This is a genomic window from Paenibacillus sp. 8b26, assembly GCF_050626875.1.
Taxonomy (GTDB): Bacteria; Bacillota; Bacilli; order Paenibacillales; family Paenibacillaceae; genus Paenibacillus.
The window spans coordinates 5,900,734-5,925,684 of record NZ_CP192445.1; the positions used below are offsets into that span (position 1 = coordinate 5,900,734).

Here is a 24,951-nt window from a genome sequence, read left to right on the forward strand (position 1 = left end):
TGTTATCGACTGTCATTTTTGCTATAATGAAAGGTAATGTAAGTTTAAACGGAACAATGTATGGGGGTTAGTAAAAGGTATGGCCAAATATACACCAATGATTGAGCAATATTTATCGATAAAAGATCAGGCGCAGGATGCGTTTTTGTTTTTCCGCCTGGGGGATTTTTACGAGATGTTTTTTGATGATGCGATTCTTGCATCCAAGGAGCTGGAGATTACACTTACCGGACGTGAGGGTGGCGGCACGGAAAAAATTCCGATGTGCGGCGTGCCTTATCATTCGGCGGAAAATTACATACAGCGCCTTATAGAAAAGGGCTATAAAGTTGCCATTTGCGAACAGATGGAGGATGCCTCGGTTACGAAGGGGATGGTACGGCGAGATATTGTCCGTGTCGTCACTCCGGGTACGGTAATGGAAGGCAAGGTGCTGGGTGACAAATCCAACAACTACATGGTATGTGTCACCGAGACGGACGGGATGCTGGCACTGGCGGCTTGCGATTTGTCCACAGGTGAGCTGTATGTGACCTCTGTACCGGATTCGAAGGAATGGCTATTGGATGAAATTAATATTTATGAGCCATCAGAAATGCTAGGGGATGGTCATCTGCTCGATTTTGTGACCTCCCGAATGTCACCCGTAGGACGGCGTGTTGTATACACAGCTTGGGACAAGTCTAAGGATGATCTTGTGCGTGGGCAATTTGGTGAAGCAACGTGGGCCAGACTCAACGAGGAACGTAGGCATTGTGTATCGCGTTTGATTGCTTATTTGAATGAAACGCAAAAAAGATCGTTAGGCCAGTTGACACAGATTTCTGCTTATGAGCCGAACCATTTTATGATTCTTGATCCATTTACCCGCCGTAATCTGGAACTGGTGGAGACGGTTCGTGAGCGCTCTAAGAAGGGCTCGTTGCTGTGGCTGCTGGATCGGACGGAGACGTCGATGGGAGCGCGGTTGCTGCGACGCTGGATCGACAAGCCGCTGCTTAGCAGTAATCTGATCGAGGAACGGCTGGAAGCGGTAGACAAGCTGTACCATCAGTTTATTTTTCGGGAGGATGTGCGTGCACAGCTCAAGGAAATTTACGATCTGGAGCGCTTGGTTGGGCGAATTGCCTTTGGCAGCGCCAATGCACGCGACCTGATTGCACTCAAGCTGTCATTGACCCGGATTCCGGCTTTGCGTGAGTTATGCGCAGAATCGGAATCGGAGACACTGCGCCGAATTGCCCAAACGCTGGATAGCTGTACAGACTTGTGCGCGTTGATTGAGGAAGCCGTGGCGGATGAGCCGCCTATTTCCGTAAGGGACGGCGGCCTCATTAAGGAAGGCTACCATCAGCGTCTGGACGAGTTACGGGAAGCTAGTGTGAACGGCAAGCGCTGGATCGCCGAGCTGGAGGCCAAGGAACGTGTAGCGACTGGCATTCGATCGCTCAAAATCGGATACAACAAAGTGTTTGGTTATTATATCGAGGTAACCAAATCCAATCTGGCTTCATTGCCGGAAGGACGATATGAACGCAAGCAAACGCTGGCGAATGCGGAACGTTATATTACACCGGAGCTGAAGGAAAAGGAATCTCTGATTTTGGAAGCCGAGGATAAGATGGTAGATCTGGAATACTCTCTCTTCTCCGAGCTTCGCAGTAAACTAAATACTGAAATTCCACGTCTGCAAAAGCTGGCAGAGCGGGTGGCTGAAATTGACGTGTACCAGTCACTGGCATCGGTCAGCGCAGAGCGTGGCTTCGTGAAGCCTGAACTGAACACGGGATATGATTTCGTGGTGGAGCAGGGGCGGCATCCCGTTGTGGAAGCCGTGATGAAGGATGGCAGCTTTATCGCCAATGGTACGGCACTGGAAGAAAAAGATGCGCATATTTTGCTGATCACCGGTCCGAATATGGCCGGGAAAAGCACGTATATGCGTCAGGTCGCGCTTATCGCAATCATGGCGCAGATCGGCTGCTTCGTTCCGGCTGCACATGCCAAAGTGCCGATGCTGGATCGCATTTTTACGCGCATTGGTGCAGCGGATGATCTGATCGGTGGACAGAGTACGTTCATGGTGGAAATGGCTGATATTCAGGTCATGACAGACAAGGCGACTCCGCGAAGTCTCATCATTATTGACGAGTTGGGACGCGGTACGTCCACCAGTGAAGGGATGGCGATTGCGCAGGCGGTCATCGAGTTTGTGCATGATACGATCGGCTGTAAGGCGCTAGTGTCTACGCATTTTCATGAGCTGGCTCATTTGGAGCAAAGCCTGTCCTCGCTGCGGAATTACTCTATGGCAGTACAGGAAAGCGGCGACAAGGTGAATTTCTTGCGCAAGCTCATACCGGGTGCGGCCAGTAGCAGTTACGGTATTTATTGTGCCCGTCTTGCAGGTTTGCCGGATAATATCATTGAACGCGCGAACGGGCTGTTGCACGGCTTTGAGCACGCGGCTGCCCAAGTGACGGCAGGCACCGAGGTTGTTGCAGCAGCGAGGGAAAACGTTGTAAGAGAAGCTGCATTGCAGGCTCCATTTGTGTCACAGCAAGCCACCGTTGTAAAAGAAGACACTCAGCAGGCTGTGGAAGACTCCAGTGTGCTGGACCATACGGCTACCGGAGTCGTACAACTGTCCATTTTCGGAGAGCAAGAGCTTGCTCCTGCCAAGCCGCAGCCGGAGACGGCCGAGGTTAATCCGATTGTACGCCAGATTTTGAGCAAGGTGAAAAATGCCGATGTCATGAACATGACACCTTTGCAGGCGATGCAGTTGTTAAATGAACTGAAAAACAAGGCTAACGGCCTGTAGGTAACAATATTATACTACTAGTTTTTCATCACACTTTGAGGTCAGGGGGAGGTTAAAAGGATGTCTAAAATTCGGGTACTGGATGAGCATATTGCCAACCAGATTGCTGCCGGTGAGGTTGTGGAACGTCCAGCCTCCGTCGTGAAGGAACTGGTGGAAAATGCGATTGATGCGGGCGGTACGCGCGTAGATGTATGGGTGGAAGAAGGTGGGCTGCAAAGCATCCGGGTGACGGATAATGGCAGTGGCATTGAGCCTGAAGATGTGGAAACGGCGTTCTATCGGCATGCGACAAGCAAAATCGGACATGGACGCGATCTGTTCCAGATCACGAGCCTGGGCTTCCGTGGAGAAGCGCTGCCGAGTATTGCGGCTGTATCGAAAGTGGAGCTGCTCACAGCAGCCGCAGATGACGGACGTGCCCGCAAATTGATTATTGAGGGCGGCAAGCTGGTACTGCACGAGGATGCAGCCGCCCGGCAAGGGACGGATTTTACCGTCCGGGAGCTGTTTTATAATACACCTGCAAGACTGAAATATATGAAAACGATCCAGACGGAGCTGGGGCACATTTCGGATGTGCTTTACCGAATGGCGCTTTCGCACCCGGAAGTTGCCTTCACTTTACGACATAACGGGAATACATTGCTTCAAACGCTGGGTAATGGTGATTTGCTTCAGGTGATTGCTGCTGTTTACGGAACTTCTGCGGCCAAATCCATGCTGCTGCTGGAAGGAGAAAGTCTCGATTACCGTATTAGCGGCTATGTCAGCCGCCCGGAGTGGACCAGATCGAATCGAAACGCCATCTCGACGGTAGTGAACGGACGCTTTGTGCGCAGCTATGGGCTGAATCAGGCGTTGCTTAAGGCGTATCATACGCTGCTGCCGATCAATCGTTTTCCACTGGCTGTGATCCAGTTGGAGATGCATCCTTCACTGGTGGATGTTAACGTTCATCCCGCCAAGCTGGAGGTGCGTTTCAGCAAAGAAGCAGAGCTGTTTCAGTTGATTGAGGATTCGGTAAAAGCTGTTCTAGGACAGCAGGTGCTGATTCCGAAGGCAGTCAAGCGCGAAATCGGCGGCAAGGATAGCGGCTCGTTTGTGCAGGAGCAGTTTCATTTCTCGAAGGGAAACGGTATGGAAGGAAATTCTTCTGCTGCCGAGAGCCGAGTGGAGGCACAGCCGCTTACCGGAGCTTACCCAGAGGGCCGTGACCCTCGCCAATCTATTCGGTTGGATGGAAATGAGGAGAACCGTGGGCATGGGGCGGATCGTGAGCAACGTCAAGATAGGGAGAGGCTCCCTGGCATTGGTCGGGTGAACCCGCCTTCTGGGCAAGGTGCCAGTGACGAAGAGCTAGATGCAGATTTTGTGGATGGAAACGATGGAAATGGCGTTAGAGGGAGCGCTCCATTGCCTGATGGTGCTGCCGGGCAGACGCTCAATACTCAAGAAATACAAGGAAGTAGAGCCGGATCGGGCTCATCTTCCTTGTACAGCGGCGGAGTACAGGAAGCGGCAGCTTCTGTGGCATATCGGCCTTCTGCTTCACCGGGTGCAGGAAACGCTGTAGATTCCCGCTATTTCACGGATCAGAAGCCACGTCAGTCACGACTGAATGCAGAGCAGTTGGCGGTGGTATCGGGTGAGGCTCCCGAACTGCCCGCTTTTCCTGAGCTAAATTTGATCGGTCAGCACCATGGAACCTATTTGATTGCGCAGAACGATCAGGGGCTGTATTTAATTGACCAGCATGCAGCGCATGAACGGGTTAACTACGAATTTTATTATGAGAAATTTGGAAATCCCGAGGCCGTATCGCAGGAGCTACTGCTGCCGATTACATTAGAGTTTACGCCTTCAGAGACGGAAAAGCTGAAAACAAGGCTACACTGGTTTGAGCAGGCGGGAGTGTATTTGGAGCATTTTGGTGGTCAAACCTTCCGGGTTAGCTCTTATCCTTACTGGCTTCCTCAAGGAGAAGAATCGGATGTTATTGAGGAAATGGCAGGATGGGTACTGGATGAAAAAGCAATTGATCTTGCCAAGCTACGGGAGGCAGCCTCGATCATGTGCTCCTGTCGGGCTTCGATTAAAGCGAACCAGAAGCTGACCGACCGACAGGCTGTCGTATTGCTGGAGCGTTTGGCAGCGTGCAGACAGCCGTACACCTGCCCGCATGGGCGACCTATCGTTGTATCCTTTTCCACATATGATTTGGAGAAGCTGTTTAAAAGAGTAATGTAAGGGAGTTTATATATGTTGCAGGATCGGGAAAACCGTGAAGAAGAAAAGCAGGCAAGGCTTCGGAAGGAACAAGCCGATTTACTGGTGACGACGGGGGATTCTCCCTCGGCTGAGGTTGTGCAGCGGGCGGAAATGCTTGCAGCCGAGCTGGGGGTGTTGTACGCCCCCCGTCGTGGTATATCGGTAGCAAGGCTGACTGCTGCTCATAAAGTTCGTCAGGCACTGGTGCTAGTGCAGGGCGGGGTGAGGCTGATTAGTCCGGAACAACCACCGATGACTTTTCACCCAAGTATGGGCTTCATCCGCGCCAAGCGGGTGTTGAAAGGGGAGCCTGATCCGATGTTGACCGCCGCTCGGCTCGTTCCGGGGGACACCGTGCTGGATTGCACCGCAGGACTCGGAACGGATTCCCTCCTGTTTGCAATTGGAACAGGAAGCTCTGGACAAGTAATTGCTGTGGAAAGTTCTTTTCCTGTCTATGCTTTAATCAAGGATGGAATGAGGCATTACCGTTCCGGTAACGCAGCGGTAGATGCGGCATTTTCCGGCATTGATGTTCGTTTTGGTCATCATTTGGACTATTTGCGGAGCTTGCAGGATCGCAGTGTGGATATTATCTATTTTGACCCGATGTTCCGTGATCCGTTGCTCGATTCCAGTGCCATCGGTCCATTGAGAGGGTTGGCTAACCCGGATGCGCTGGATGAGGAAAGTATTGCTCAGGCAAAACGGATTGCAAGGAAAACAATTGTATTGAAGGAAAAACGGGGCAGCGGGGAATTTGCCCGCCTCGGCTTCCGTGTGGAGCAACGGGGCACAACGAAAACAGTGTACGGAGTGATTGATATTGACAGCGGCATCTAAGCCTAAACTACTTGTTCTTGTTGGCCCGACAGCGGTCGGCAAGACAAAATTAAGCATCGAGATGGCACGGCAATTTGACGGGGAAATTATTTCCGGAGATTCCATGCAGGTGTATCGTCATATGGATATTGGAACTGCCAAAATTTCCGAACAGGAAATGGAAGGAATTAAGCACCATTTGATTGATATTCATGAGCCGGAATACCCATATTCGGTAGCTGCATTTCAGGAAGATTGCCGTCGCCTTATACCGGATATTCATGCCAGAGGAGAACTACCGTTTATCGTAGGTGGGACTGGTTTGTATGTGGAGTCTGTCTGCTATGAATACCAGTTTTCCGAGGTTGGAGCTGATGAAGCTTTTCGTCAGGAACAGCTTGATTATGCCGAGAAATTTGGAGCCGAGGCGCTTCATGCGCGACTACAGGCGGTTGATCCCGAAAGTGCACGTCGTCTGCATCCCAATGATCGTCGCCGAGTCGTTCGAGCATTGGAAATTTATCATGTTAGCGGAACGACTCTTAGCTCGCAATTGGCCAATCAAAAAAAGGAATCTCCTTATCAGCTATGCATCGTAGGTTTGACAATGGATAGGCAAATGCTATATAAACGTATTGAAGACCGAATTGACGGGATGCTCGATCAAGGGCTTGTTGCTGAGGTAACCTCCTTAATGGAACGGGGAGTGCGAAGCGATGCCATCTCCATGCAAGGTCTAGGCTATAAAGAGATATCCTCCTACCTGCGAGGAGAGGTGTCTTTGGAAGAGGCGGTGACTTGGCTAAAACGGGATACGCGTCATTTTGCGAAGCGGCAGCTCTCGTGGTTTCGCCATATGAAGGATATCCAGTGGGTAGATGTCACCGATTTCGGAAATTTTTCTGCTCATGCAGCCCGAATACACGAAATTATAGCAGGAAAGTTCCGGACAGACCTTGAATATACTTCAAAACAATCCAAATGATTATTGGGGGTACGGCTAAAATGAACAAGTCCATTAATATCCAAGATACGTTTCTGAATCAATTGCGCAAGGATTCTATACCGGTAACGGTGTACCTGATCAATGGATTTCAGGTGCGGGGAACGATTAAAGCATTTGACAACTTCACAATTGTTATCGACTCGGATGGAAAGCAACAGTTGATCTACAAGCATGCTATTTCCACTTTTACACCGCAGCGCAATGTGTCGCTTGTGCAGCAACAAGATAACGCAAGCGATAACTGATTACGGCCTGACGGTCGCCCGGGTTGATGAAACTTTTCAAGCGTCCGTCTCGTCTAACCGTATAGGAATGTGACCGGGAGCAACCTGAACAGGGTTGTTCTTTTCATTCCGTTTGCTTTCATGCTGCCGACAGCAAGCAATATATACTTTCGGCAACATATGATTATTCGCGAAAGGGAGTCAGGGGAATGCCAAACGATTCATTGTCCAGATCCGGCAATCGCAATAGAAACACACCTAAAGAGAAGCCGAAGGGCAAGAAAAAGAAAATTACAGGTAAGCAAATTGGATGGACACTGTTTATTACGGCGGCGTTAGCCATATTTTGCGCACTTGGTGGATATTTGTTTGTCATGGTTAATGGTGAAAAAATCTATAAGGCCAATCAAGACAAAATTACAGTGAATGAGACATCGAAGGTTTACGATCGTAACGGCGTGCTCATGGGCGAGCTATCCGTACAAAAAAGTGATCCTGTCACAAGTAAAGAAATACCAGACCTGCTGAAAAAGGCCTTTGTGGCAACTGAGGATAAACGGTTTTATGAGCATCAGGGTGTCGATATTTGGTCCATTGGCCGGGCGGCTGTTAAGGACATCGTAGCCCGTTCGGCAGTTGAGGGCGGCAGTACGCTGACCCAGCAGTTGGCGAAAAACCTGTTTTTGACGCGTGACAAGACCTTTTTCCGTAAAGCGACCGAAGTATCCATTGCGATGGCCCTGGAGCGGAATTTGAATAAAGAACAAATTATTACGCTTTATCTGAACCGTATTTGGTTTGGTCGCTCTTACTCTGGTATCAAGGCGGCGTCGGAAGGTTATTTTGGAGTGTCAGACTTAAATAAATTAAAGTTATGGCAGATCGCTACATTGGCAGCTATTCCAAAAGGGCCTTCCAAATATAATCCAATTAGTAATCCGGAAAACTCAAAGGAACGACGTGCAGTGGTTCTCCAGTTGATGTTCGAGCAGGGAATGATTGGCAAGCAGGAAATGGAAGAAGCCAAGGCTATAGATTATAATTACAAGCAGCCGGAAAAAGTTCAAAAGTATCAGAATTTTATGGAATATGTGATGAATGAGGCGGAGGAAGCCCTGCCAGAAGTCAGCGGAGACGACTTGATCGTTGGTGGATATAAAATTCATACGACGATGGATGCCCAGGCCCAAAATGCGTTGGATCAGGCGATGGCAGATGATGATATGTTCGAAAAAAGTCCGGACGATCAGCCTGTTCAGGGCTCCATGGTCATCATTAACAACCAGACGGGCGGAATTGCCGCGATGGCACCCGGACGGGATTACAAAAAGGGAACCTTTAACCGCGCAACACAAAGCCGTAGACAGCCAGGCTCGGCCTTTAAACCTATTGCGGCGTATGCGCCGGCTCTCGAATCTGGCAAATTTACAATGGATACACCTTTGAGTAATGAGCGACAGAGTTTTAACGGGTACAGCCCGAAAAACTTGCACGGTTACTCTTCGACCATCAGTATGACTGATGCGATTACCAAGTCTGAAAATATCCCGCCAGTATGGCTGCTGAACCAAATTGGTGTGGAAAAAGGAGTTCAATTCGCAGAGAGCGTAGGAATTCCGATGGACAAAAATGATCACTCGCTCGCTATCGCTTTAGGTGGATTAAGCAAAGGAACGAATACCCTTGAAATGGCACAGGCGTACAGCTCTTTTGCCAATAACGGACAGTTCCAAAAGGCTTATTCTATCAAGCAAATTAATGATAGTGATGACAAAACGGTTTACACTCACAAAGAAGAATTTAAAACCGTAATGAGTGAGAAAACAGCTTATGAAATGACGCAGATGATGCAAAATGTCGTCAATAGCGGTACTGGTCGTAAAGCCCGTATTGATTGGCCTGTAGCCGGTAAAACGGGTACAACCCAGAGTGGAATCAGCGGTAACAGTGGCAACCGTGATATCTGGTTTGTCGGTTATACGCCGGAATATACTGGTGCGGTATGGATGGGCTATGACAAGCCGGACAGCAAGCATATGCTGAGAAATTACAGTGGGCAGTCGGCAGCCTTTTTCGGAAGGGTCATGGGTGAAGCCCTCAAGGGGCACCCGGTTACGCAATTCAGCCAGCCGAAGGGATATGAACCGCCAGTTGAGCAGAAGCCAGATGAGCCAGTTCAGGTTACCGCTCCAAGCGGACTGAGCGGGTCTTATAGTCAGGACACCCAAATTGTATCGCTGTCCTGGAATGCCGCGGCGGGAGATAATATGCAATACCGTGTGTATCGCAAGGAGGCTTCCGAAGGGGGCTTTACGGCGATTATGGAGGCGATGAAAGGCACGAGCGGTGAAGATACATCTCCATTAGCCGGAGCCAAGTATGATTATTATGTAACGGCTTATGGAGCGGATGGTAAGGAGTCTGGTCCATCGAATACAATCCGTGTGGAAATTCCGGCAGAGACCACTCCGGTAGATCCTCAGCAGGGAACCGATCCGAATCAGAATGGAACATTACCGGATAACAGCGGGACTACAGATGGTCAGAACGGCACCGATCAGGGGAATACATTCCCTGGAGGTACCGATAATGGCACCAGCCCGGGACAGGTTCCCACGACTCCTGGAGACACTAGCGGTACAGGTAATAATACTGGTAGCTCTGGCACCGGAAGTGACCCGAGTCAGGGGAATGGCCAGACAACAACACCGGATGCAGGTACCTTCAATAGTGATACAACGGTGAATCCAGATAACACGGATTCACCTACCACAGGAACCACAACGGATGGAAGTCAGGAAACCAATTCCAACGGTCAGCCGAACTCCAATCGTGGACATCGCAATCGAAATTAGAAGGCGTATGTTGTATGCAAAGTTGAATTTGTCTCAAACCAAAGGTATTTTCGGACCATTTCATGGTCTGAGAATACCTTTTTTGCTGTGATGAAGAGTGTTATTTTTGAGTGTACAGTTTAAATATGGTAAGCTGGTTTTACCAATGTTGGAGAGGAACATCATATATGAAGCGCAAATTCGGAGACCGGGCCAACTGGCGCAGAATAACGAACCGCAAGTTTGCTTGCCGGTATGTGGAAAGTGACGTGTTTACAGGATATGTGACCTTGTATACCATTTTGAGTCTCAAGGAGCCGTTATGGAAAAGCTACGGCGGTCATACGTTTTGCATAGCGGATAAAGGTTATTCCTGGTTGCAATATTATCCGAAGGGTGAGCATTATGTTGTGACTGCTATGTTCGACAATCGGGAGCAGATTGTGGAATGGTATATTGATACCTGCCGTAATCAGGGTGTGACCGATCAGGGAGTTCCCTGGTTTGACGATTTGTATTTGGATGTGGTGGTACTTAAAAATGGCGAAATCTTTTTGGTGGACGAGGATGAGCTGGAGGATGCGTTACAGCGCGGGCATATCTCGGCACAGGAGGCAGAATTGGCTAATCGTACGGCGGCTGACGTTTTACGACGAATAGATGCCCATACATTCCCCTATTTTAAAATGTCGCTGAAACACCGGGAAGAATGGTTTCACAATGGTGATTTTAAGAGGGATCGGTGAAGGTTTTGCAGTGGATGAGAAGCACCGGGCGAAAAGAATCTGAATTAAAAAGCGGGCTGAGCCGCCCGAAGAAAAAGTTTACAGTAGCCAAACGTCTTATACTTTGTCTGCTGGTCATCTTTATCATCGGTTTGGTATGGGTGGGTATTCGATTTTGGAATATGAATAACGCAGCCTCTACCACTCCGCTTCAGCAGGCGCAGGTAGGTATTGTACTTGGGGCGTCCATGTGGGGAGCAGAGCCAAGTCCTGGGCTGAAGGAGAGGTTGAACGAAGCCTTGCAGCTATACCGCAACGGGACAGTGAAGCATCTGATTGTAAGCGGGGGATTGGACAAACCAACTTACCCCTATACGGAAGCTGAGGGGATGCAACGCTATTTGGTCGACAGAGGTGTTCCAGCGCAGCATATTGTCTTGGAAAATCATGCAACTAGCACCTACGAAAACCTGTTATATAGCCAGCGTATCATGAAGAAGTATGGTTGGACCTCAACCGTGATTATTACACATAGCTATCATGGTCCACGGGCGCTGGAGATTGCCCGATTTTTGAATTTAGATCATCCCCAGATGGCTCTGGCGGAATCCAAAGTACTGAATATGCCGCTTCACCAGTCAAGAGAGGTGCTGGCTTACACCAAATGGACGCTGCAACGCTGGTGGCTTGGTGCCCAAACCTGGATGTCCTGAAATGTGCATCGTTTTTCCATAAAGGTCTCATCTCCATATACAAAATGCTTCTGCGTGAGCTTTCGTCGCTTTTGTGCTAATAAGGACATGCCGGGCCGAATACATTAGTAGGGTAAGCTGTGCCTGAAGAAATGTTGAGGTGATGGATGCATGAATGGACGGGGAATCGCCGCGGGCAAGCGGACGGAGGAGAGACCTTCCAGACAAATTAATGTCGTGCTGCGTAGTCCGGAGCCGATAGCTTCGGTAAATGTTGATGAGACGGATGCAGCAACTTCGACCAAGTCGCAGGCGTTACCGCAGTATCTTAGTCTCTATCAGGAAATTCAGAAGGAACTCGATCATCTCGTCGGTCTGGATAACATCAAAGAACTGGTATTTGAAGTATATGCTTTTTTGCAAATTGCCCATATGCGTACTGATGCGGGACTGTTGAGTAATGCGCACGTATACCACATGATTTTCAAAGGGAATCCGGGTACGGGGAAAACAACGGTAGCTCGCATTATCGCTAAAATGCTGCAAAAAATGGGGGTACTGAGCAAAGGCCATCTGATTGAGGTGGAGAGGGCTGATTTGGTAGGCGAGTATATTGGGCATACAGCGCAAAAAACGCGGGATCTGGTCAAGAAGTCTCTGGGTGGAGTGCTGTTTATTGATGAGGCATACAGTTTGGCGCGGGGAGGGGAAAAGGATTTTGGAAAGGAAGCTATTGATACCTTAGTAAAATCCATGGAGGATCAGAAAAATCAATTTATTTTGATCCTTGCCGGATACTCGGGTGAGATGGACTTCTTTTTGCGTACAAATCCAGGCTTGCCTTCCCGTTTTCCCATCCAGCTTGATTTCCCGGACTATACCGTGGATCAGCTTATCCAAATTTCCGAAATGATGGTCAAAGAACGGGATTATATTCTCATGCCCCAGTCCATACTTAAAATGAAAGAGCATCTGTTGAATGAACGCAACGACAGTCTTCATGCATTCAGCAACGCGCGTTATGTCCGCAATGTAATCGAAAAAGCGATTCGGCATCAAGCTGTCCGGTTGCTCAATCAATACAGGAGCGGGCAGCCGGGAAAGCAGGAACTGATGACGCTGCGTCCTGAGGATTTGAAAATGGACAAAAGATAGGCGATAATAGAAATCTGAATCACATCAAATTGCATAACATCAAACGGGGGCCGGCCTGAATATCAGGTCGGTCTCTGTGCGAGAGTTAACATGGAAAATAAAGGAGCAAACAATATGGCGAACTCCACTTATGATACACAAACCGAAATGCAGGATAAGGCGGTACTGGTCAGTCTGATTACGGATGAAGTCAAACGTTCTGGCATCAATACAGAATACTCTCTGAATGAACTCGTGAAGCTGGCTGAGACGGCTGGTGTTGAAGTGCTTAGCGTTTTGACCCAGAACAAGGAAGCAAAGGATTCCAAATGGTTTATCGGCAAAGGTAAGGTAGAAGAACTGCGTGCGGCTGCCGAGGAATTGGGTGCGAATACGGCTATTTTTGATCAGGAGCTGTCGGGGGCTCAGGTGCGTAATCTGGAAGAAAGTCTGGATCTCAAAATTATCGACCGTACGCAGCTCATTCTGGACATTTTTGCCCAGCGTGCGAAAACACGGGAAGGTATTATTCAGGTTGAGCTGGCGCAGTTGTCCTATTTGTTACCCCGTTTGTCTGGTCACGGCAAAAATCTGTCACGACTCGGCGGCGGTATCGGAACACGTGGTCCCGGTGAAAGCAAGCTGGAGACAGATCGCCGTCACATCCGTGATCGTATCAGCGATTTGAAACGTCAGTTGGAAGAAGTGACCCGTCATCGTTATTTGCACAGAGAGCGCAGACAAAAGAGTGGTATTGTGCAGGTAGCTCTTGTCGGCTACACGAATGCGGGTAAATCAACGCTGTTAAAGCAACTGACGGCGGCTGATGTATATATTGAGAACCAACTGTTTGCGACACTGGACCCTACCTCCAGAACGATGGAACTGCCGAGCGGCAAAGAGATTATTCTTACAGATACAGTTGGTTTTATTCAAAATCTGCCCCATGATTTGGTTGCTTCTTTCCGCGCTACTCTGGAGGAAGCGAATGAGGCGCATCTTATTTTACACGTGGTGGATGCTTCTTCGGATATGCGTGACGAACAGATGAAAGTCGTGGAAACGATTTTGCAGCAACTGGGGGCTGCGGACAAGCCTCAGATCGTATTGTTTAATAAAAAGGACGCTTGTACTCCTGAGCAACTGGAAATGCTACCTTCCGGCGATGGCTATTTGAAAATTAGCTCATTTGACGAAAGTGATCTGTTGCGTCTTCGTGAACTGATACAGGAGCATCTGAGCGGAGATACGCTGAGATTCCGCATACCGGCAGAACGTGGGGATATGACATCGGTCCTTTATCGGATCGGGGATGTACTTGTGACTGAGTATGATGGCAATGATGTCATTTATGAGGTAGAAGTTCAGCGAGGCGAGTATGAAAAATATGGTCATGCCCTTAAGGACTTCACAGAAGGTTAACATCTGATGACGTTTTTAGGTCAATTCAATGATAATGCACATCATTCAAAGCAAACGATAGTATAACATCAATAGTCTAAGGCTGCGTAAGAGAGAGGGTTAGAAAGGTAAAATGGTAGTTTTTAGTCCAGAAATCCAACATATTCAGGAAACAGCAGAGCGTAAAATACAGGAACGGCTACAGCGTATAGATCATATTGTAGATGCAAATCAGTGGAAGGTTATTCAGGCATTTCAGCGGAAGCAAGTGAGCGATTTTCATTTTGCTGGGTCTACGGGATATGCGTACAATGACCGGGGGCGTGAGGTACTGGAAGAGGTCTACGCCGATGTGTTCGGTGCCGAGTCGGCACTGGTACGCCCGCATTTTGCCTCGGGAACGCATACGATTTCAATTGCTTTATTCGGCGTTCTGCGTCCGGGTGATGAACTGTTGTATATTACGGGGCAACCGTATGACACGCTTCACAAAGTGATCGGCAAGCCCGGCGACGGGACCGGTTCATTGCAGGATTTTGGCATTACTTATCGAGAAACTGCACTGACAGCCGAAGGTAAAGTAGATTGGACAGCGGTGGAGGCTGCAATCCATGCCAATACGAAGGTGATCGGTATCCAGCGTTCACGTGGCTATGATTGGAGAGCTTCCTTTAGTGTGGCAGATATCAAGGAAATGACAGCCCGTGTAAAGGCGATTAAACCTGACGTTACTGTCTTTGTGGATAATTGCTATGGTGAATTTACCGAAAAGCTGGAGCCTACTCAGGTCGGTGTCGATTTGATGGCAGGTTCACTTATTAAAAATCCCGGCGGCGGCATTGCCGAAACGGGAGGATATATTTGTGGTAAACAAGAGTATGTGGAACTGGCGGCCTACCGCTTAACTGCGCCTGGAATCGGTGGAGAGGTAGGAGCTATGTTAGGTACTACGAGAGGTATCTTTCAGGGCTTATTCCTCGCCCCAACATTGGTTGGTCAAGCGGTTAAAGGAAGTGTATTTGCGGCTGCGGTCTTTGAGGAAATGGGCTTTGAGACAAAACCTGCCTGGCATGAGGAGCGCACTGATTTGATTCAGGCCATCTCTTTTAGCGGACCTGAGCATTTAATTGCTTTTGTTCAAGGAATTCAGCGTGCCGCCGCCGTGGATAGCCATGTGGTACCGGAGCCGTGGGATATGCCGGGCTACGAGCATCCGGTTATTATGGCCGCAGGCACTTTTATACAAGGAGGAAGTCTGGAATTATCCGCAGATGCTCCGATTCGTGAACCCTATATTGGTTACATGCAAGGGGGCTTAACCTACTCTCATGTGAAATATGGAGTGCTGATGGCCCTACAAACGATGAAAGAACGTAAATTATTGTGAGTTTTTCTAACATATCATTGACACTTTGCATCAGCTAAATGTACAATAAGGTGAAGAATAGATCACTGGAAGGTTGATGACAAATGGGCGACGAAATTCGCAGAAACATGGCCTTATTTCCAATAGGTATTGTCATGAAGCTAACGGACTTGTCAGCACGTCAGATTCGTTATTATGAACAGCATAACTTGATAGTTCCTGCCCGTACGTCGGGTAACCAACGTCTTTTTTCTTTTAATGATGTAGAGCGTTTGCTTGAAATCAAGGCGTTGATTGAGAAGGGTGTTAACATTGCGGGAATTAAACAAGTCATGAATCCGGTCACCAAGGAATCGGAAGAAGCGACGGTTATTACTGCAGATACGGAAGTCAAACGCCGTGAAATGTCCGATACCCAGCTTCACCGCTTGCTGAAACAACAGCTTGTGGCAGGTAAAAGACCAGGACAGGTATCCCTGATCCAAGGTGAATTATCACGTTTTTTCAATAAGAGATAATGTATAGCCTGCATTTTGGCATACTACCGTTTTACTTGAAGACTAGACCTCATTTATTTAAGACAATTACGGAACAGCTAATTTGTATATAGTCGCTACAGAAAGGGAGAGGTTAGTGTGAGTTATACCAGAGAAGATATTCTTCGGATTGCCGAAGAAGAAAATGTTCGTTTTATTCGTTTGCAGTTTACAGATTTGCTTGGTACGATCAAGAATGTAGAAATTCCGGTTAGCCAGTTGCCAAAAGCGCTGGATAACAAAATGATGTTTGACGGTTCTTCCATTGAAGGTTATGTGCGCATTGAAGAATCTGACATGTACTTATACCCGGATCTGGATACATGGGTAGTATTCCCTTGGGTAACCTCGGATCGTGTAGCTCGTTTGATCTGCGATATTTATAAGCCGGACGGAATCCCCTTTGCTGGAGACCCGCGCGGTATTTTGAAACGTGTACTTAAGGAAGCAGAAGAGATGGGCTATACTTCGATGAATGTCGGACCTGAGCCTGAATTCTTTCTGTTCAAAACCGATGAAAAAGGTGAACCGACTACAGAGTTGAATGACCAAGGTGGATATTTTGACTTGGCACCGATGGATCTGGGTGAAAACTGCCGTCGGGAAATTGTTCTTAAGCTTGAAGAGATGGGCTTTGAAATTGAAGCGTCCCATCATGAAGTTGCACCCGGTCAGCATGAGATTGACTTTAAATATGCAGATGCAGTCAAAGCTGCCGATCAGATTCAAACGTTCAAGCTCGTTGTTAAAACCATTGCACGTCAGCACGGTCTGCACGCCACCTTTATGCCAAAACCTTTGTTTGGCGTGAATGGCTCCGGTATGCACTGTAACCAATCATTGTTCAAGGAAAATGAAAACGTATTTTATGATGAATCAGATGAACTCGGACTGAGCCAGACGGCCCGCCATTATATGGCTGGTATTCTCAAGCATGCACGTGCGATGGCAGCAATCACGAATCCAACGGTGAATTCATACAAACGTCTTGTACCGGGTTATGAAGCTCCTTGTTATGTTGCCTGGTCTGCCAGTAATCGTAGTCCGATGATTCGAATTCCGGCATCTCGTGGTCTGAGTACCCGCGTCGAAGTTCGTAATCCTGACCCGGCTGCGAACCCTTATCTGGCACTGGCTGTGATGCTGAGAGCCGGTTTGGATGGCATCAAACGTCAAATGGCTTTGCCAGCTCCGATTGATCGTAACATCTATGTTATGTCTGAGGAAGAACGGATTGAAGAGGGTATTCCAAGCCTGCCTGCGGACTTGAAGGAAGCTCTGTCCGAGCTGATTCGAAGCGAAGTTATCTCGGATGCTTTGGGTGACCACGCGCTGGCTTACTTCTACGAGCTTAAGGAAATTGAATGGGATATGTATCGCACCCAAGTACATCAATGGGAACGTGATCAATATCTGACGCTTTACTAAAACATAGAATCCCTTGGCGCTCTAAGCGTTGAGGGATTTTTAATTTGGGGGCAGTCATAGATACGCTTTATAGATTTTACCTACTGCCCCCAAAATTCTTATTATCGAAATAACTTTTCAGTAAAAGATTCATATTTCTCCATGTTATTCTTCTCTATTTTTTTAGATATATGTGCAAAGATGTCCGAAGTTATTTGAATGCTACCGTGACCCAAACGTTCCTGTACATATTTCATTTCTGCCCCAGCTTCGAGTTGTAGTACTGTGTGGGTATGTCGAAGTGAATGGATAAGTAAGACTGTGTGGGTATGTCGAAGTGAATGGATAAGTAAGGGTGGAAGTCCTGTTGGGCGATGAGTTGTTAGTGGTTGTAGACTTGGAGGCACTATAGAAAAGCTTTCGCCAGAGTCATTCAAAGTCACCGGAAAATATTATATGAGAGGTTAGTTGTATTTAGAATAGATATAAATGGCTCTGTTGGTTAACTAGTATGAGTTTTTTTGAGTAGGACAGGGTTCCCCTTACATTGTTAATAAAGTAACAGGAGAGACGTCAAGTTCCAACAATTGCGGAATTGTCCAGCGAGTTGTCTGTTTGTGAGCATGTCCACAATCAGAGTCAAAAGGGAGCCGATTGGCAGTTTACTACCTCGACGCCCGCATCAAGTTAAAGCGTCTTTATCCACAATTTAAAGACTGATGGAATACTAGCATGATCTTTTTGTACTAAAAAACCTTGAGAATGGCGGTTCTCAAGGTTTCCATATTCACCGGGCGGTCCGCATCGGATTCCTGCTCTCGCAAGGCACCTTGGTCTGGCACAGTCCGCAGCCGGCACCCGATTTGGCCTCACCGCCGTTTAGCACCGCAAAGTCCCGCGATGCCTGGCCATACACAAATTTCATGCAGGCGATTTTGTCATGTCCGCCCTCCTTGCTGATGGCCTGAACAGGGCAGCGGGTAATGCATACGCCGCAGATGCCTTTGCTGCACAGCAGGCAGTTTCCGGTATGGCCTGTGGCTGAAGATGCTCTGGTATCAGGCGGCACCTTGAGATCGGTCACCACGGACAGCAGGCGGATGGCAATTCCTTTTTCGGTGATGAATCCGTCATTGATACTGAAGGTGCCGAGACCCGCAGCATATGCAATGTGGCGCTCCGACCAGTTGGAGACCGGCCCTCCTGCGGCGCTATGGATGCTGTACCAATCCGTATCCAGCGGGGCAACCGCACGGTAACCAAGGCCTGTTAAGTATCCCGTCAAATGCCTCCTCGCAGACTGTACAAAATATTCATCGCCGAAGGTCCGCAGCAGCGCCCATTCCCTTGAGGCTCTATCTTTTTGCGCACGATTAGCCTTGCGGATCGTCTCGCTGATCGGCAGCACAACGCTGATAACCGTGCCTCCATCAAAACTCCCCATTCCAAATGAACGTTCAAATGCTTCCTGCGGCGTGGCGTGGTCGGGCCCCACCACTCTTTTGTACTCCTCAAACAAAGTATCATCGGCCTTGGCAAATTGAATAATCGGCTCCTCGTAATAAGGACTCTGCAGTTCTTCACATATATTGCCTTTGTCTTCGCTCACATAGGCCTTTATCTCGGCGGTGATGATTTCTCTCATATCCGGTACGGATTCAACCATCCTATCCACATCCCTCTCCGTGGTTTTTGTTCACAGCAAAGCTTCCTTTCAGAAGCCTTGTAGCGGGCTAACGTATATCACTGACCTCTTACTACAGCTGGCAGTATTTCGCCGATGACCGCCCAGCGATGCCCAAGTGCAATACGGTCGCTATCATAGCATTCCAAAGACATTTCTAACCTTCATACGCGATAAACATTTCAATCTTTTTCGTGTATATACACGAATTGAGCAAAACACCTCATGTATGAGAGGGCGGCTAATCACAAACCCAAATTTTCAATATTGGATAAGAGTGCGGTCAGTATCTGCAGTTCCCCGTTTCCCAATGACTCCTGCAAAAAACGCTGCGCCTCCTCCCAAAGCTCTGCTGCGTCGTTGTATATCGTTCTTCCACTCTCCGTCAGAGTAAGGCAGCGGTTGCGACTGCCCTCAGCGGATGTATCCTCCACATACCCGCTATGCTCCAGCGCCTTCAAATTGCGCACAATCGTGGTCCGGTCGAGCCTCATCTCCAGTGCCAATTCACTTACACTTGCCGGTCCCAGCGCAGTTAAGTGCTTGAGCAGTGAGAATTGGCCAATATTGAGTCCGCTCGGGGCCAGATACTGGTCATACAGTCGCGTAACAGCCATCGAGGAACGGCGCAGATTGATGCAGGTACAGACTGAGGCTGATCGCTCCTGCGAAGATTTCTTATTCTTCCTTGTCGTTGTCATAGGTTCTCCTTACTTCGCGCTGTTTCGTGTATCTACACTATTTCAAAAATAATAGGTTTTGTCAGGGAGATTTGTCACAGCAGTCGCATTGAGGTCTCCGTGACCGTATTTAGCCCGTTCGATGACATGGTGATAAACTTAGCTGGATTAAGCTGGAGAATATCGTTTCGGCAATTTAAAAATAATTACCTCACATAATACATAAAAAATTCCAATTAAATTAGTAATTGGATTGCCTCAAACAAGTAACAAATATAGAATTAAAGGATATCTATTACCATTTACGTGAAGGGGATATGTGTTATGTGGGAGCCGATACGGTTCTTACTTTTTTCAACTATAGAAACGTTTGCGGCGTTTGTTTTAATGTTAACTATATTTAGGCTTAGGGCTTTGGATTATATATGGCCTGCATTATTTATTGGATTGATCATGAATTTACAGAGTTTCATTCTGAGAGAAGAAACATCTTTATCTTTCTTTGCTCCAACCATAAACATTATATTGTTCATTTTTCTTATAACTACTGTTGTAAATATTCCAGTTATTTGGTCTGCTATAATTTCCATTACAGGCACATTTTTGTATACGTTATTCCAAGCGGTAATTATAGTGATGCTCTTTGGAACATTAACAACAGAAATGCAGACCTCAGCAGAGGGATCATTGGCGCAAGCAGTAACCAGTGCATGGGTACTCGCTATATCGTGGTTTTTATATAAATTCAACATTGGATTTGCAGCAGATTACGAGAATCTAAGGTTTAGATGGGAACATGTATTGGTTATTTTTTTAATAATCGGAGTATTAGCTGCCTGTACTTTTATGTTTTATTTTAATAACTTTCCATTAAGTATATTATTTATAGCATTGGCATCTGGAATGTTCCTGTATTATGCGTTAAAAACGGAGCGTGAGTATTATAAAAAGCCTTGATTCCATCGCCCTTGATATTGCCACACATATAAAAAATGTTGTGCCAGATCATCCATCCTCTATAAATGTTTTAAAGCACGGAATAGCCGTGGCGATTAATACAGCGTCAATCATTTTGTTAACAATTGGGATTTCATTATTGACAGGACGGGTGCAGGGAGCTATATTGGCAATGTTATCTTTTTCATTATTACGCCAAGTTGTAGGTGGGATACATTTAAAAAGTAGTATGGTGTGCATTATTGTATCTACAGTTTTACTTACCGCTTTATCCTTCGCAAATCTGAACCACAATTTAATCGTTGTTACGTCGATATTAAGTACTATACTAGTCTTGCTATATGGTCCGTCTCGGATAGAGGGGAGGACTCGTATACCAAAGCGGTACTACCCGTTGTTAAAAGTTTGTGGGGTTGCCTTGATCGCCCTTAATTTGTGGCTGGCTTTACCGGTAGTAGCTGCTAGTTTTTTTGTTCAGAGCTTAACGCTAATAAGGAGGAGGTTGTAAAGAAATGAAGAATCCTAAATTCAGTAAATTAAAGATTAGTATGTACTACAATGTTGCTGTTCTATTAACTACTCTCGCAGTTGCTTCTGTGAGTACAGCGAGTTTATCCTGGATTCATAATCCCGAGCCACCGGAAGAGTTGTTAAAATAAGTGGGGTGTGATTAAATTGTTAAACCTAACGGTAGCAACAGATCCCGAGGCTATTAGTGGTGGAGAAAACATACCAGTAAATAAGGTTCTCTATATATCTAGAGGTCGTAAGAGGAACCAAATCATGGTTCACACGTTCGATAAAATCTTCTATATGACAGGGACGCTAAAGTATTGGGAAACGTTCCTTAACAATAGCGGGTTTAAATTTTTGAATGTAGATAGAGGCAAAACGTTAAATGTGGAAAAAGTCAAAATTGTGAACGGTATTTTCAAAGACGCTTACTTTGAGAGTGAAATAGCTAAGCTGTCACAGCGATGCCCTATTGCTTATCATCGCTATAACGAAGTTATAAAGGAATTGGGGATTATGAACCCAAGTATAATATTTACAGGAGCTGCTACTACATAGTGGCTTTTTTTGTCGGAAATGATTGTCTTATAATGCCAAAATATGAAACACTTCAGCGCCTGAATTTATGTTGTTAATGTCCCTGATTTTTGGGATTCAGTATATATAAGAGGTTTGATGCCTAACTATAGAAAAGGAGATGTGAGATTTTCTCCCTCCGTTTGCCTAAGCAACAGTCAATCATGTAGATCTTCCATGTTGCCATTAGGTATCAGGGAAGCATTCATAGCATGCTCATAAGAAAACATCTTTTTTTCAGCAATGATTTGGGAAATGAATGCAGCCATTTTTCACCCCATACCCAAATATACTTTTAAGGTTTGCATGGAGAGTATACAGGATATAGACTCGTCAGAAAACCACTTTTTAATGACACACTTGGGAGAGGTTTTTTATGGTAGGGTCATTAAACGAACGACATGAACAAGTGTATCAATGGGAACGTGATCAATATCTGACGCTTTACTAAAACGTGGAAACCCTTGACGCTCTAAGCGTTGAGAGATTTTTAATTATGTGAGGAGCAGGGGGAGTTTAGCAATATCATGAGGTTTGCCCCCAAATTTCCCCCACGAAACAATACTATTGCAGAGATTTTCGTGAAGGATTCGTATGGAGATGAATTCGATACCAGTGTGGTTCCTTTTCGTATTTATTTGGATGAATATTCACTTACTTCAAGTGTTAAAATTCTGTTGAAAATGATAAAGTCCTTCCGGCTGCTAAAGGGTTCTTTATTATTGACATGCTTGTCAATGGCATAAGATGCTGTGCCTGACCCGGCCTGTTTTGCTTCGTACCAAGAGATGAATGAGTTAACCTTTACAGGAGAAACACATTGATCGTATTGTGGGATGGTGTATACCGTGGCGCAAAAAAAAGCGGGAAGAAATCCTTCCCGCTTAAGAATGATCTTTAACGTCTGCGTTGTCTATCATTTACGCTAAACAGATTAACAGCCAGTGCATTACCTCTAGCGCGCGCAACGGCTCTTTGATTTGAACGGATCGATAATCCTCTTCTTCTCACATGACGTTTGAAATGTTTTTTACACATGATATCACCTCCTTTCACAGGAAAAGAAGGTACGATGAGTCTTAGAAGCGTTTATGATTCCGCTTACGGTTGCGCTTGGAAATTTTGATGTTCAATGCATTGGTGGCTAGTGCGTTACCGCTTCTTGTTTCGGCAGCAGCGGCTTGAAAGACTTTTACGACCAGAAATTTGTTCTTACCAATACGATGCTTATACGTTTTGACTCTATTTTTGATCATCTGCATATCTCCTTTGCTAAGGTCTACTTTATTCATATGTCAGTAGCACTAACAATGTATCAGCATAAATCTATTAAAACCAAAAAGAAGCTATTACCTATGACCCTGATATTCAGAAACTAATAAAGTATAAAGGTAAGGAATGCAAAAAAACTCATGCTTACCTGCCTTATCCTTACCAACTTTACGTTGTAGGAAAAGTTACAGCAGATCAGCACGAGCAAAATGATAAAAAGTGAAGATAACAAACGGGGAGAAGTATATTACTTACTATAAAGGGCTTTAAGTTTTTTCTGGTAATATGTTTCCTGCTCAAGAATGTGATTCATTTGTTCAGAAAGCTCTTTATATTCTGGACTGTCCTCTGGGTAGTTATTTCTTTCGGAAAGTACAGCTTCAAGTTGCTTTTCCAATGATTTAAAATGGATAATTATTTGTATGTAATGAATGCGATCAAAGGTTGTTCTGGTTGAATTCTCCTTAGCATACACATAATCTATTGTTGGAGCTGTAAAACCTATTACGATAAAAGTCACAATAAACACTGAAATTATAATTTTTTTCATTTAATCTCTCCTTAATAAAACTATAAATATTAATATACCATATTTATCTAAAATAATTACAAAGTTATTTTTGGTCCGCCAATAAGCAGAACAGTAATTGCAGATTGCAGATATATACCGATTAATCCATGGGCTATCAAAAGGGAAAAGGATAGTAGTGAGGTAGATTCAATGTACATAAGATCAATACAAAACCGGCTTGCTATGGGCAGCCGGTTTTGTTGTAGCGAAAAGAATAACGAGGCTGAAAAATGAAAAATCAGTGGAAGTCCCGGAAGAGTCCTACAACCTTGCCCAAAATACTGACGTGCGTCAGACGGAGCGGTTCAAAGGCCGGATTTTCCGGTTGAAGTCGGATATGATCTTTTTCCTTGTAAAAAGTTTTAACAGTAGCTTCGTCCTCGTCCGTCATGGCGACGACAATGTCGCCGTTATCGGCTGTCTGCTGCTGACGTACAATGACATAGTCTCCGTTGGCAATACCAGCCTCAATCATGCTTTCTCCTACAACAGATAACATGAATATTTTATCCTCACCAACAAAATGTTGGGGAAGAGGAAAGTAATCTTCAATATTTTCTGTTGCTGTAATAGGCAGACCGGCTGTTACTTTGCCGACGACCGGAACACGACTAATGGAGTAATTAATCAAGTTGCTGTTATCCGATTCGTCTTGGCCGAGTAACTCGATGGCCCGTGGTTTCGTTGGATCACGACGAATCAGTCCCTTTTTCTCCAGACGATCCAAATGACCGTGAACCGTAGAACTGGAGGCCAATCCGACAGCCTCACCTATTTCGCGCACAGAAGGGGGATACCCCTTTAGACGCACTTCATTGCGGATAAATTCAAGAATGGCCTGCTGGCGGCTTGAAATCTTAGACATACCGTATCAACCCCATTTAGTAACGTTTGGGAAAATTATAGCATAGAACCTCCGTTCGTACAAACATAAGTTCTAAATAATCCCTAAAAACAATTACGAACTTTTGTTCTCTTTTCTATTGAACAAAACAAATGTTCGTGTTATATTGTGAAAAAACATAAGAACAAACGTTTGGAGGACGCAGCCAATGATGAAATATAGCACATATCAAAGTATTTTTCCAATGAATTTAGAAAAGATGCAAAATGTCCGGAATGAGAGAAGGGCGCAACTTGTACGGACCATTTCCAACAGTCTCCTGCCCAAACTTCTTATTCTGGTTATCGTTGCTTGGATTGCGGGTGCAGGTGTACTGACGGTATTCGCGGCTCCTTCTGTTTCGAATGAAGAGGTGACCAAACTTATTGTACAACCTGGGGATACATTGTGGCAGATTGCCTCCAATCATAAACCGGAACGAATGGATACACGGGTATATATAGAAGGAATTGTTCGGATTAACGGACTGGAAGATCGGGGAGTGCAGGCAGGCCAAGTTTTAAAGCTTCCGCATTTCTGATCTGTCACGATTAGAGCTTGTCAGAGGACGTA

At 46.3% G+C, this 24,951-nt stretch carries 23 protein-coding genes and 2 pseudogenes; 18 read left to right on the plus strand and 7 right to left on the minus strand.

The features are described from left to right. Positions 1–79: 79 nt before the first annotated feature. From mutS to glnA, 13 genes are all read left to right on the plus strand, one after another. Positions 80–2,824, plus strand: a complete 2,745-nt coding sequence (mutS, locus tag ACQ4MX_RS27375) for a DNA mismatch repair protein MutS (RefSeq protein ID WP_431088408.1) — start codon at positions 80–82, stop codon at positions 2,822–2,824. Between the two features lie 60 nt (positions 2,825–2,884). After that, on the plus strand, positions 2,885–5,074 hold the full coding sequence (mutL, locus tag ACQ4MX_RS27380; RefSeq protein WP_431088409.1) for a DNA mismatch repair endonuclease MutL: 2,190 nt from the start codon (positions 2,885–2,887) through the stop codon (positions 5,072–5,074). A gap of 12 nt (positions 5,075–5,086) precedes the next feature. After that, positions 5,087–5,938 (plus strand): class I SAM-dependent methyltransferase, encoded by an 852-nt coding sequence (locus tag ACQ4MX_RS27385; protein WP_431088411.1) that lies wholly within the window; start codon positions 5,087–5,089, stop codon positions 5,936–5,938. Continuing rightward, a complete protein-coding gene (gene miaA / locus ACQ4MX_RS27390; protein WP_431088412.1) occupies positions 5,922–6,902 on the plus strand; it encodes a tRNA (adenosine(37)-N6)-dimethylallyltransferase MiaA in 981 nt (326 codons plus the stop codon). Before ACQ4MX_RS27385 ends, miaA begins: the two co-directional genes overlap by 17 nt. A gap of 20 nt (positions 6,903–6,922) precedes the next feature. After that, positions 6,923–7,168, plus strand: a complete 246-nt coding sequence (hfq, locus tag ACQ4MX_RS27395; protein ID WP_023989043.1) for an RNA chaperone Hfq — start codon at positions 6,923–6,925, stop codon at positions 7,166–7,168. A gap of 188 nt (positions 7,169–7,356) precedes the next feature. Further along, positions 7,357–10,002, plus strand: coding sequence for a PBP1A family penicillin-binding protein (locus tag ACQ4MX_RS27400; protein WP_431088413.1), 2,646 nt, complete (start codon positions 7,357–7,359; stop codon positions 10,000–10,002). Between the two features lie 167 nt (positions 10,003–10,169). Next, on the plus strand, positions 10,170–10,727 hold the full coding sequence (locus ACQ4MX_RS27405; protein ID WP_354453162.1) for a DUF402 domain-containing protein: 558 nt from the start codon (positions 10,170–10,172) through the stop codon (positions 10,725–10,727). Beyond that, positions 10,724–11,419, plus strand: a complete 696-nt coding sequence (locus ACQ4MX_RS27410; protein WP_431088414.1) for a YdcF family protein — start codon at positions 10,724–10,726, stop codon at positions 11,417–11,419. The genes ACQ4MX_RS27405 and ACQ4MX_RS27410 overlap by 4 nt, the downstream gene beginning before the upstream one ends. Positions 11,420–11,569: 150 nt before the next feature. Then, the gene (locus tag ACQ4MX_RS27415) at positions 11,570–12,553 is read left to right on the plus strand and encodes an AAA family ATPase (protein ID WP_431088416.1); all 984 of its coding nucleotides are present in this window, start codon (positions 11,570–11,572) and stop codon (positions 12,551–12,553) included. A gap of 114 nt (positions 12,554–12,667) precedes the next feature. Next, positions 12,668–13,954, plus strand: coding sequence for a GTPase HflX (gene hflX / locus ACQ4MX_RS27420; RefSeq protein WP_431088418.1), 1,287 nt, complete (start codon positions 12,668–12,670; stop codon positions 13,952–13,954). A 112-nt stretch (positions 13,955–14,066) separates the two neighbouring features. Further along, the gene (locus tag ACQ4MX_RS27425) at positions 14,067–15,320 is read left to right on the plus strand and encodes an aminotransferase class I/II-fold pyridoxal phosphate-dependent enzyme (protein WP_431088420.1); all 1,254 of its coding nucleotides are present in this window, start codon (positions 14,067–14,069) and stop codon (positions 15,318–15,320) included. 83 nt (positions 15,321–15,403) lie between these two features. Further along, a complete protein-coding gene (locus tag ACQ4MX_RS27430) occupies positions 15,404–15,817 on the plus strand; it encodes a MerR family transcriptional regulator (RefSeq protein WP_007430683.1) in 414 nt (137 codons plus the stop codon). 117 nt (positions 15,818–15,934) lie between these two features. Further along, positions 15,935–17,263 (plus strand): type I glutamate--ammonia ligase, encoded by a 1,329-nt coding sequence (gene glnA / locus ACQ4MX_RS27435; RefSeq protein ID WP_134914736.1) that lies wholly within the window; start codon positions 15,935–15,937, stop codon positions 17,261–17,263. A 101-nt stretch (positions 17,264–17,364) separates the two neighbouring features. Here the strand turns inward: glnA and ACQ4MX_RS27440 are convergent. The 3 genes and pseudogenes from ACQ4MX_RS27440 to ACQ4MX_RS27450 all read right to left on the minus strand — a co-directional run. After that, positions 17,365–17,559: pseudogene (locus ACQ4MX_RS27440) on the minus strand (tyrosine-type recombinase/integrase); the annotation flags it as partial. Between the two features lie 470 nt (positions 17,560–18,029). Further along, positions 18,030–18,908, minus strand: coding sequence for a (Fe-S)-binding protein (locus ACQ4MX_RS27445; protein WP_431088422.1), 879 nt, complete (start codon positions 18,906–18,908; stop codon positions 18,030–18,032). 263 nt (positions 18,909–19,171) lie between these two features. Further along, positions 19,172–19,627, minus strand: a complete 456-nt coding sequence (locus tag ACQ4MX_RS27450) for a MarR family winged helix-turn-helix transcriptional regulator (RefSeq protein WP_431088424.1) — start codon at positions 19,625–19,627, stop codon at positions 19,172–19,174. Positions 19,628–19,930: 303 nt separating this feature from the next. Between ACQ4MX_RS27450 and ACQ4MX_RS27455 the strand changes: the two genes are divergently transcribed. Genes ACQ4MX_RS27455 through ACQ4MX_RS27470 form a run of 4 tightly spaced genes read left to right on the plus strand, consistent with a single transcriptional unit; the run spans position 19,931 to position 21,634 of the window. After that, a complete protein-coding gene (locus tag ACQ4MX_RS27455) occupies positions 19,931–20,563 on the plus strand; it encodes a hypothetical protein (RefSeq protein ID WP_192511160.1) in 633 nt (210 codons plus the stop codon). Between the two features lie 40 nt (positions 20,564–20,603). Then, positions 20,604–21,071: an accessory gene regulator B family protein gene (locus ACQ4MX_RS27460; RefSeq protein WP_431091425.1), complete on the plus strand. Its 468-nt coding sequence runs from the start codon at positions 20,604–20,606 to the stop codon at positions 21,069–21,071. Between the two features lie 40 nt (positions 21,072–21,111). After that, positions 21,112–21,222: a cyclic lactone autoinducer peptide gene (locus ACQ4MX_RS27465; protein ID WP_223264415.1), complete on the plus strand. Its 111-nt coding sequence runs from the start codon at positions 21,112–21,114 to the stop codon at positions 21,220–21,222. Between the two features lie 16 nt (positions 21,223–21,238). Further along, positions 21,239–21,634, plus strand: coding sequence for a LytTR family transcriptional regulator DNA-binding domain-containing protein (locus tag ACQ4MX_RS27470; protein ID WP_431088425.1), 396 nt, complete (start codon positions 21,239–21,241; stop codon positions 21,632–21,634). Between the two features lie 652 nt (positions 21,635–22,286). Here the strand turns inward: ACQ4MX_RS27470 and ACQ4MX_RS27475 are convergent. From ACQ4MX_RS27475 to lexA, 4 genes and pseudogenes are all read right to left on the minus strand, one after another. After that, positions 22,287–22,460, minus strand: a pseudogene (locus tag ACQ4MX_RS27475) (ran-binding protein 10); the annotation flags it as partial. Positions 22,461–22,731: 271 nt separating this feature from the next. Beyond that, positions 22,732–22,908, minus strand: coding sequence for a hypothetical protein (locus ACQ4MX_RS27480; RefSeq protein WP_162833922.1), 177 nt, complete (start codon positions 22,906–22,908; stop codon positions 22,732–22,734). Positions 22,909–23,171: 263 nt separating this feature from the next. Next, complete coding sequence (locus ACQ4MX_RS27485; RefSeq protein ID WP_431088427.1) at positions 23,172–23,474, minus strand: hypothetical protein; 303 nt, start codon at positions 23,472–23,474, stop codon at positions 23,172–23,174. A 259-nt stretch (positions 23,475–23,733) separates the two neighbouring features. Beyond that, the gene (gene lexA, locus ACQ4MX_RS27490) at positions 23,734–24,360 is read right to left on the minus strand and encodes a transcriptional repressor LexA (RefSeq protein WP_013310545.1); all 627 of its coding nucleotides are present in this window, start codon (positions 24,358–24,360) and stop codon (positions 23,734–23,736) included. 190 nt (positions 24,361–24,550) lie between these two features. Between lexA and ACQ4MX_RS27495 the strand changes: the two genes are divergently transcribed. Continuing rightward, positions 24,551–24,919, plus strand: a complete 369-nt coding sequence (locus ACQ4MX_RS27495) for a LysM peptidoglycan-binding domain-containing protein (RefSeq protein WP_431091426.1) — start codon at positions 24,551–24,553, stop codon at positions 24,917–24,919. The last annotated feature ends 32 nt before the right edge of the window (positions 24,920–24,951 follow it).

Excerpts from the sequence above, each read along its gene's own strand:
- mutS (WP_431088408.1), top strand. The coding sequence starts at position 80 with ATGGCCAAATATACACCAATGATTGAGCAATATTTATCGATAAAAGAT.
- mutL (WP_431088409.1), top strand. The coding sequence starts at position 2,885 with ATGTCTAAAATTCGGGTACTGGATGAGCATATTGCCAACCAGATTGCT.
- ACQ4MX_RS27385 (WP_431088411.1), top strand. The coding sequence starts at position 5,087 with ATGTTGCAGGATCGGGAAAACCGTGAAGAAGAAAAGCAGGCAAGGCTT.
- hfq (WP_023989043.1), top strand. The coding sequence starts at position 6,923 with ATGAACAAGTCCATTAATATCCAAGATACGTTTCTGAATCAATTGCGC.
- ACQ4MX_RS27400 (WP_431088413.1), top strand. The coding sequence starts at position 7,357 with ATGCCAAACGATTCATTGTCCAGATCCGGCAATCGCAATAGAAACACA.
- ACQ4MX_RS27405 (WP_354453162.1), top strand. The coding sequence starts at position 10,170 with ATGAAGCGCAAATTCGGAGACCGGGCCAACTGGCGCAGAATAACGAAC.
- ACQ4MX_RS27415 (WP_431088416.1), top strand. The coding sequence starts at position 11,570 with ATGAATGGACGGGGAATCGCCGCGGGCAAGCGGACGGAGGAGAGACCT.
- hflX (WP_431088418.1), top strand. The coding sequence starts at position 12,668 with ATGGCGAACTCCACTTATGATACACAAACCGAAATGCAGGATAAGGCG.
- ACQ4MX_RS27425 (WP_431088420.1), top strand. The coding sequence starts at position 14,067 with ATGGTAGTTTTTAGTCCAGAAATCCAACATATTCAGGAAACAGCAGAG.
- ACQ4MX_RS27430 (WP_007430683.1), top strand. The coding sequence starts at position 15,404 with ATGGGCGACGAAATTCGCAGAAACATGGCCTTATTTCCAATAGGTATT.
- ACQ4MX_RS27445 (WP_431088422.1), bottom strand. The coding sequence starts at position 18,908 with ATGGTTGAATCCGTACCGGATATGAGAGAAATCATCACCGCCGAGATA.
- ACQ4MX_RS27450 (WP_431088424.1), bottom strand. The coding sequence starts at position 19,627 with ATGACAACGACAAGGAAGAATAAGAAATCTTCGCAGGAGCGATCAGCC.
- ACQ4MX_RS27455 (WP_192511160.1), top strand. The coding sequence starts at position 19,931 with ATGTGGGAGCCGATACGGTTCTTACTTTTTTCAACTATAGAAACGTTT.
- ACQ4MX_RS27465 (WP_223264415.1), top strand. The coding sequence starts at position 21,112 with ATGTACTACAATGTTGCTGTTCTATTAACTACTCTCGCAGTTGCTTCT.
- ACQ4MX_RS27480 (WP_162833922.1), bottom strand. The coding sequence starts at position 22,908 with ATGATCAAAAATAGAGTCAAAACGTATAAGCATCGTATTGGTAAGAAC.
- ACQ4MX_RS27485 (WP_431088427.1), bottom strand. The coding sequence starts at position 23,474 with ATGAAAAAAATTATAATTTCAGTGTTTATTGTGACTTTTATCGTAATA.
- lexA (WP_013310545.1), bottom strand. The coding sequence starts at position 24,360 with ATGTCTAAGATTTCAAGCCGCCAGCAGGCCATTCTTGAATTTATCCGC.
- ACQ4MX_RS27495 (WP_431091426.1), top strand. The coding sequence starts at position 24,551 with ATGAAATATAGCACATATCAAAGTATTTTTCCAATGAATTTAGAAAAG.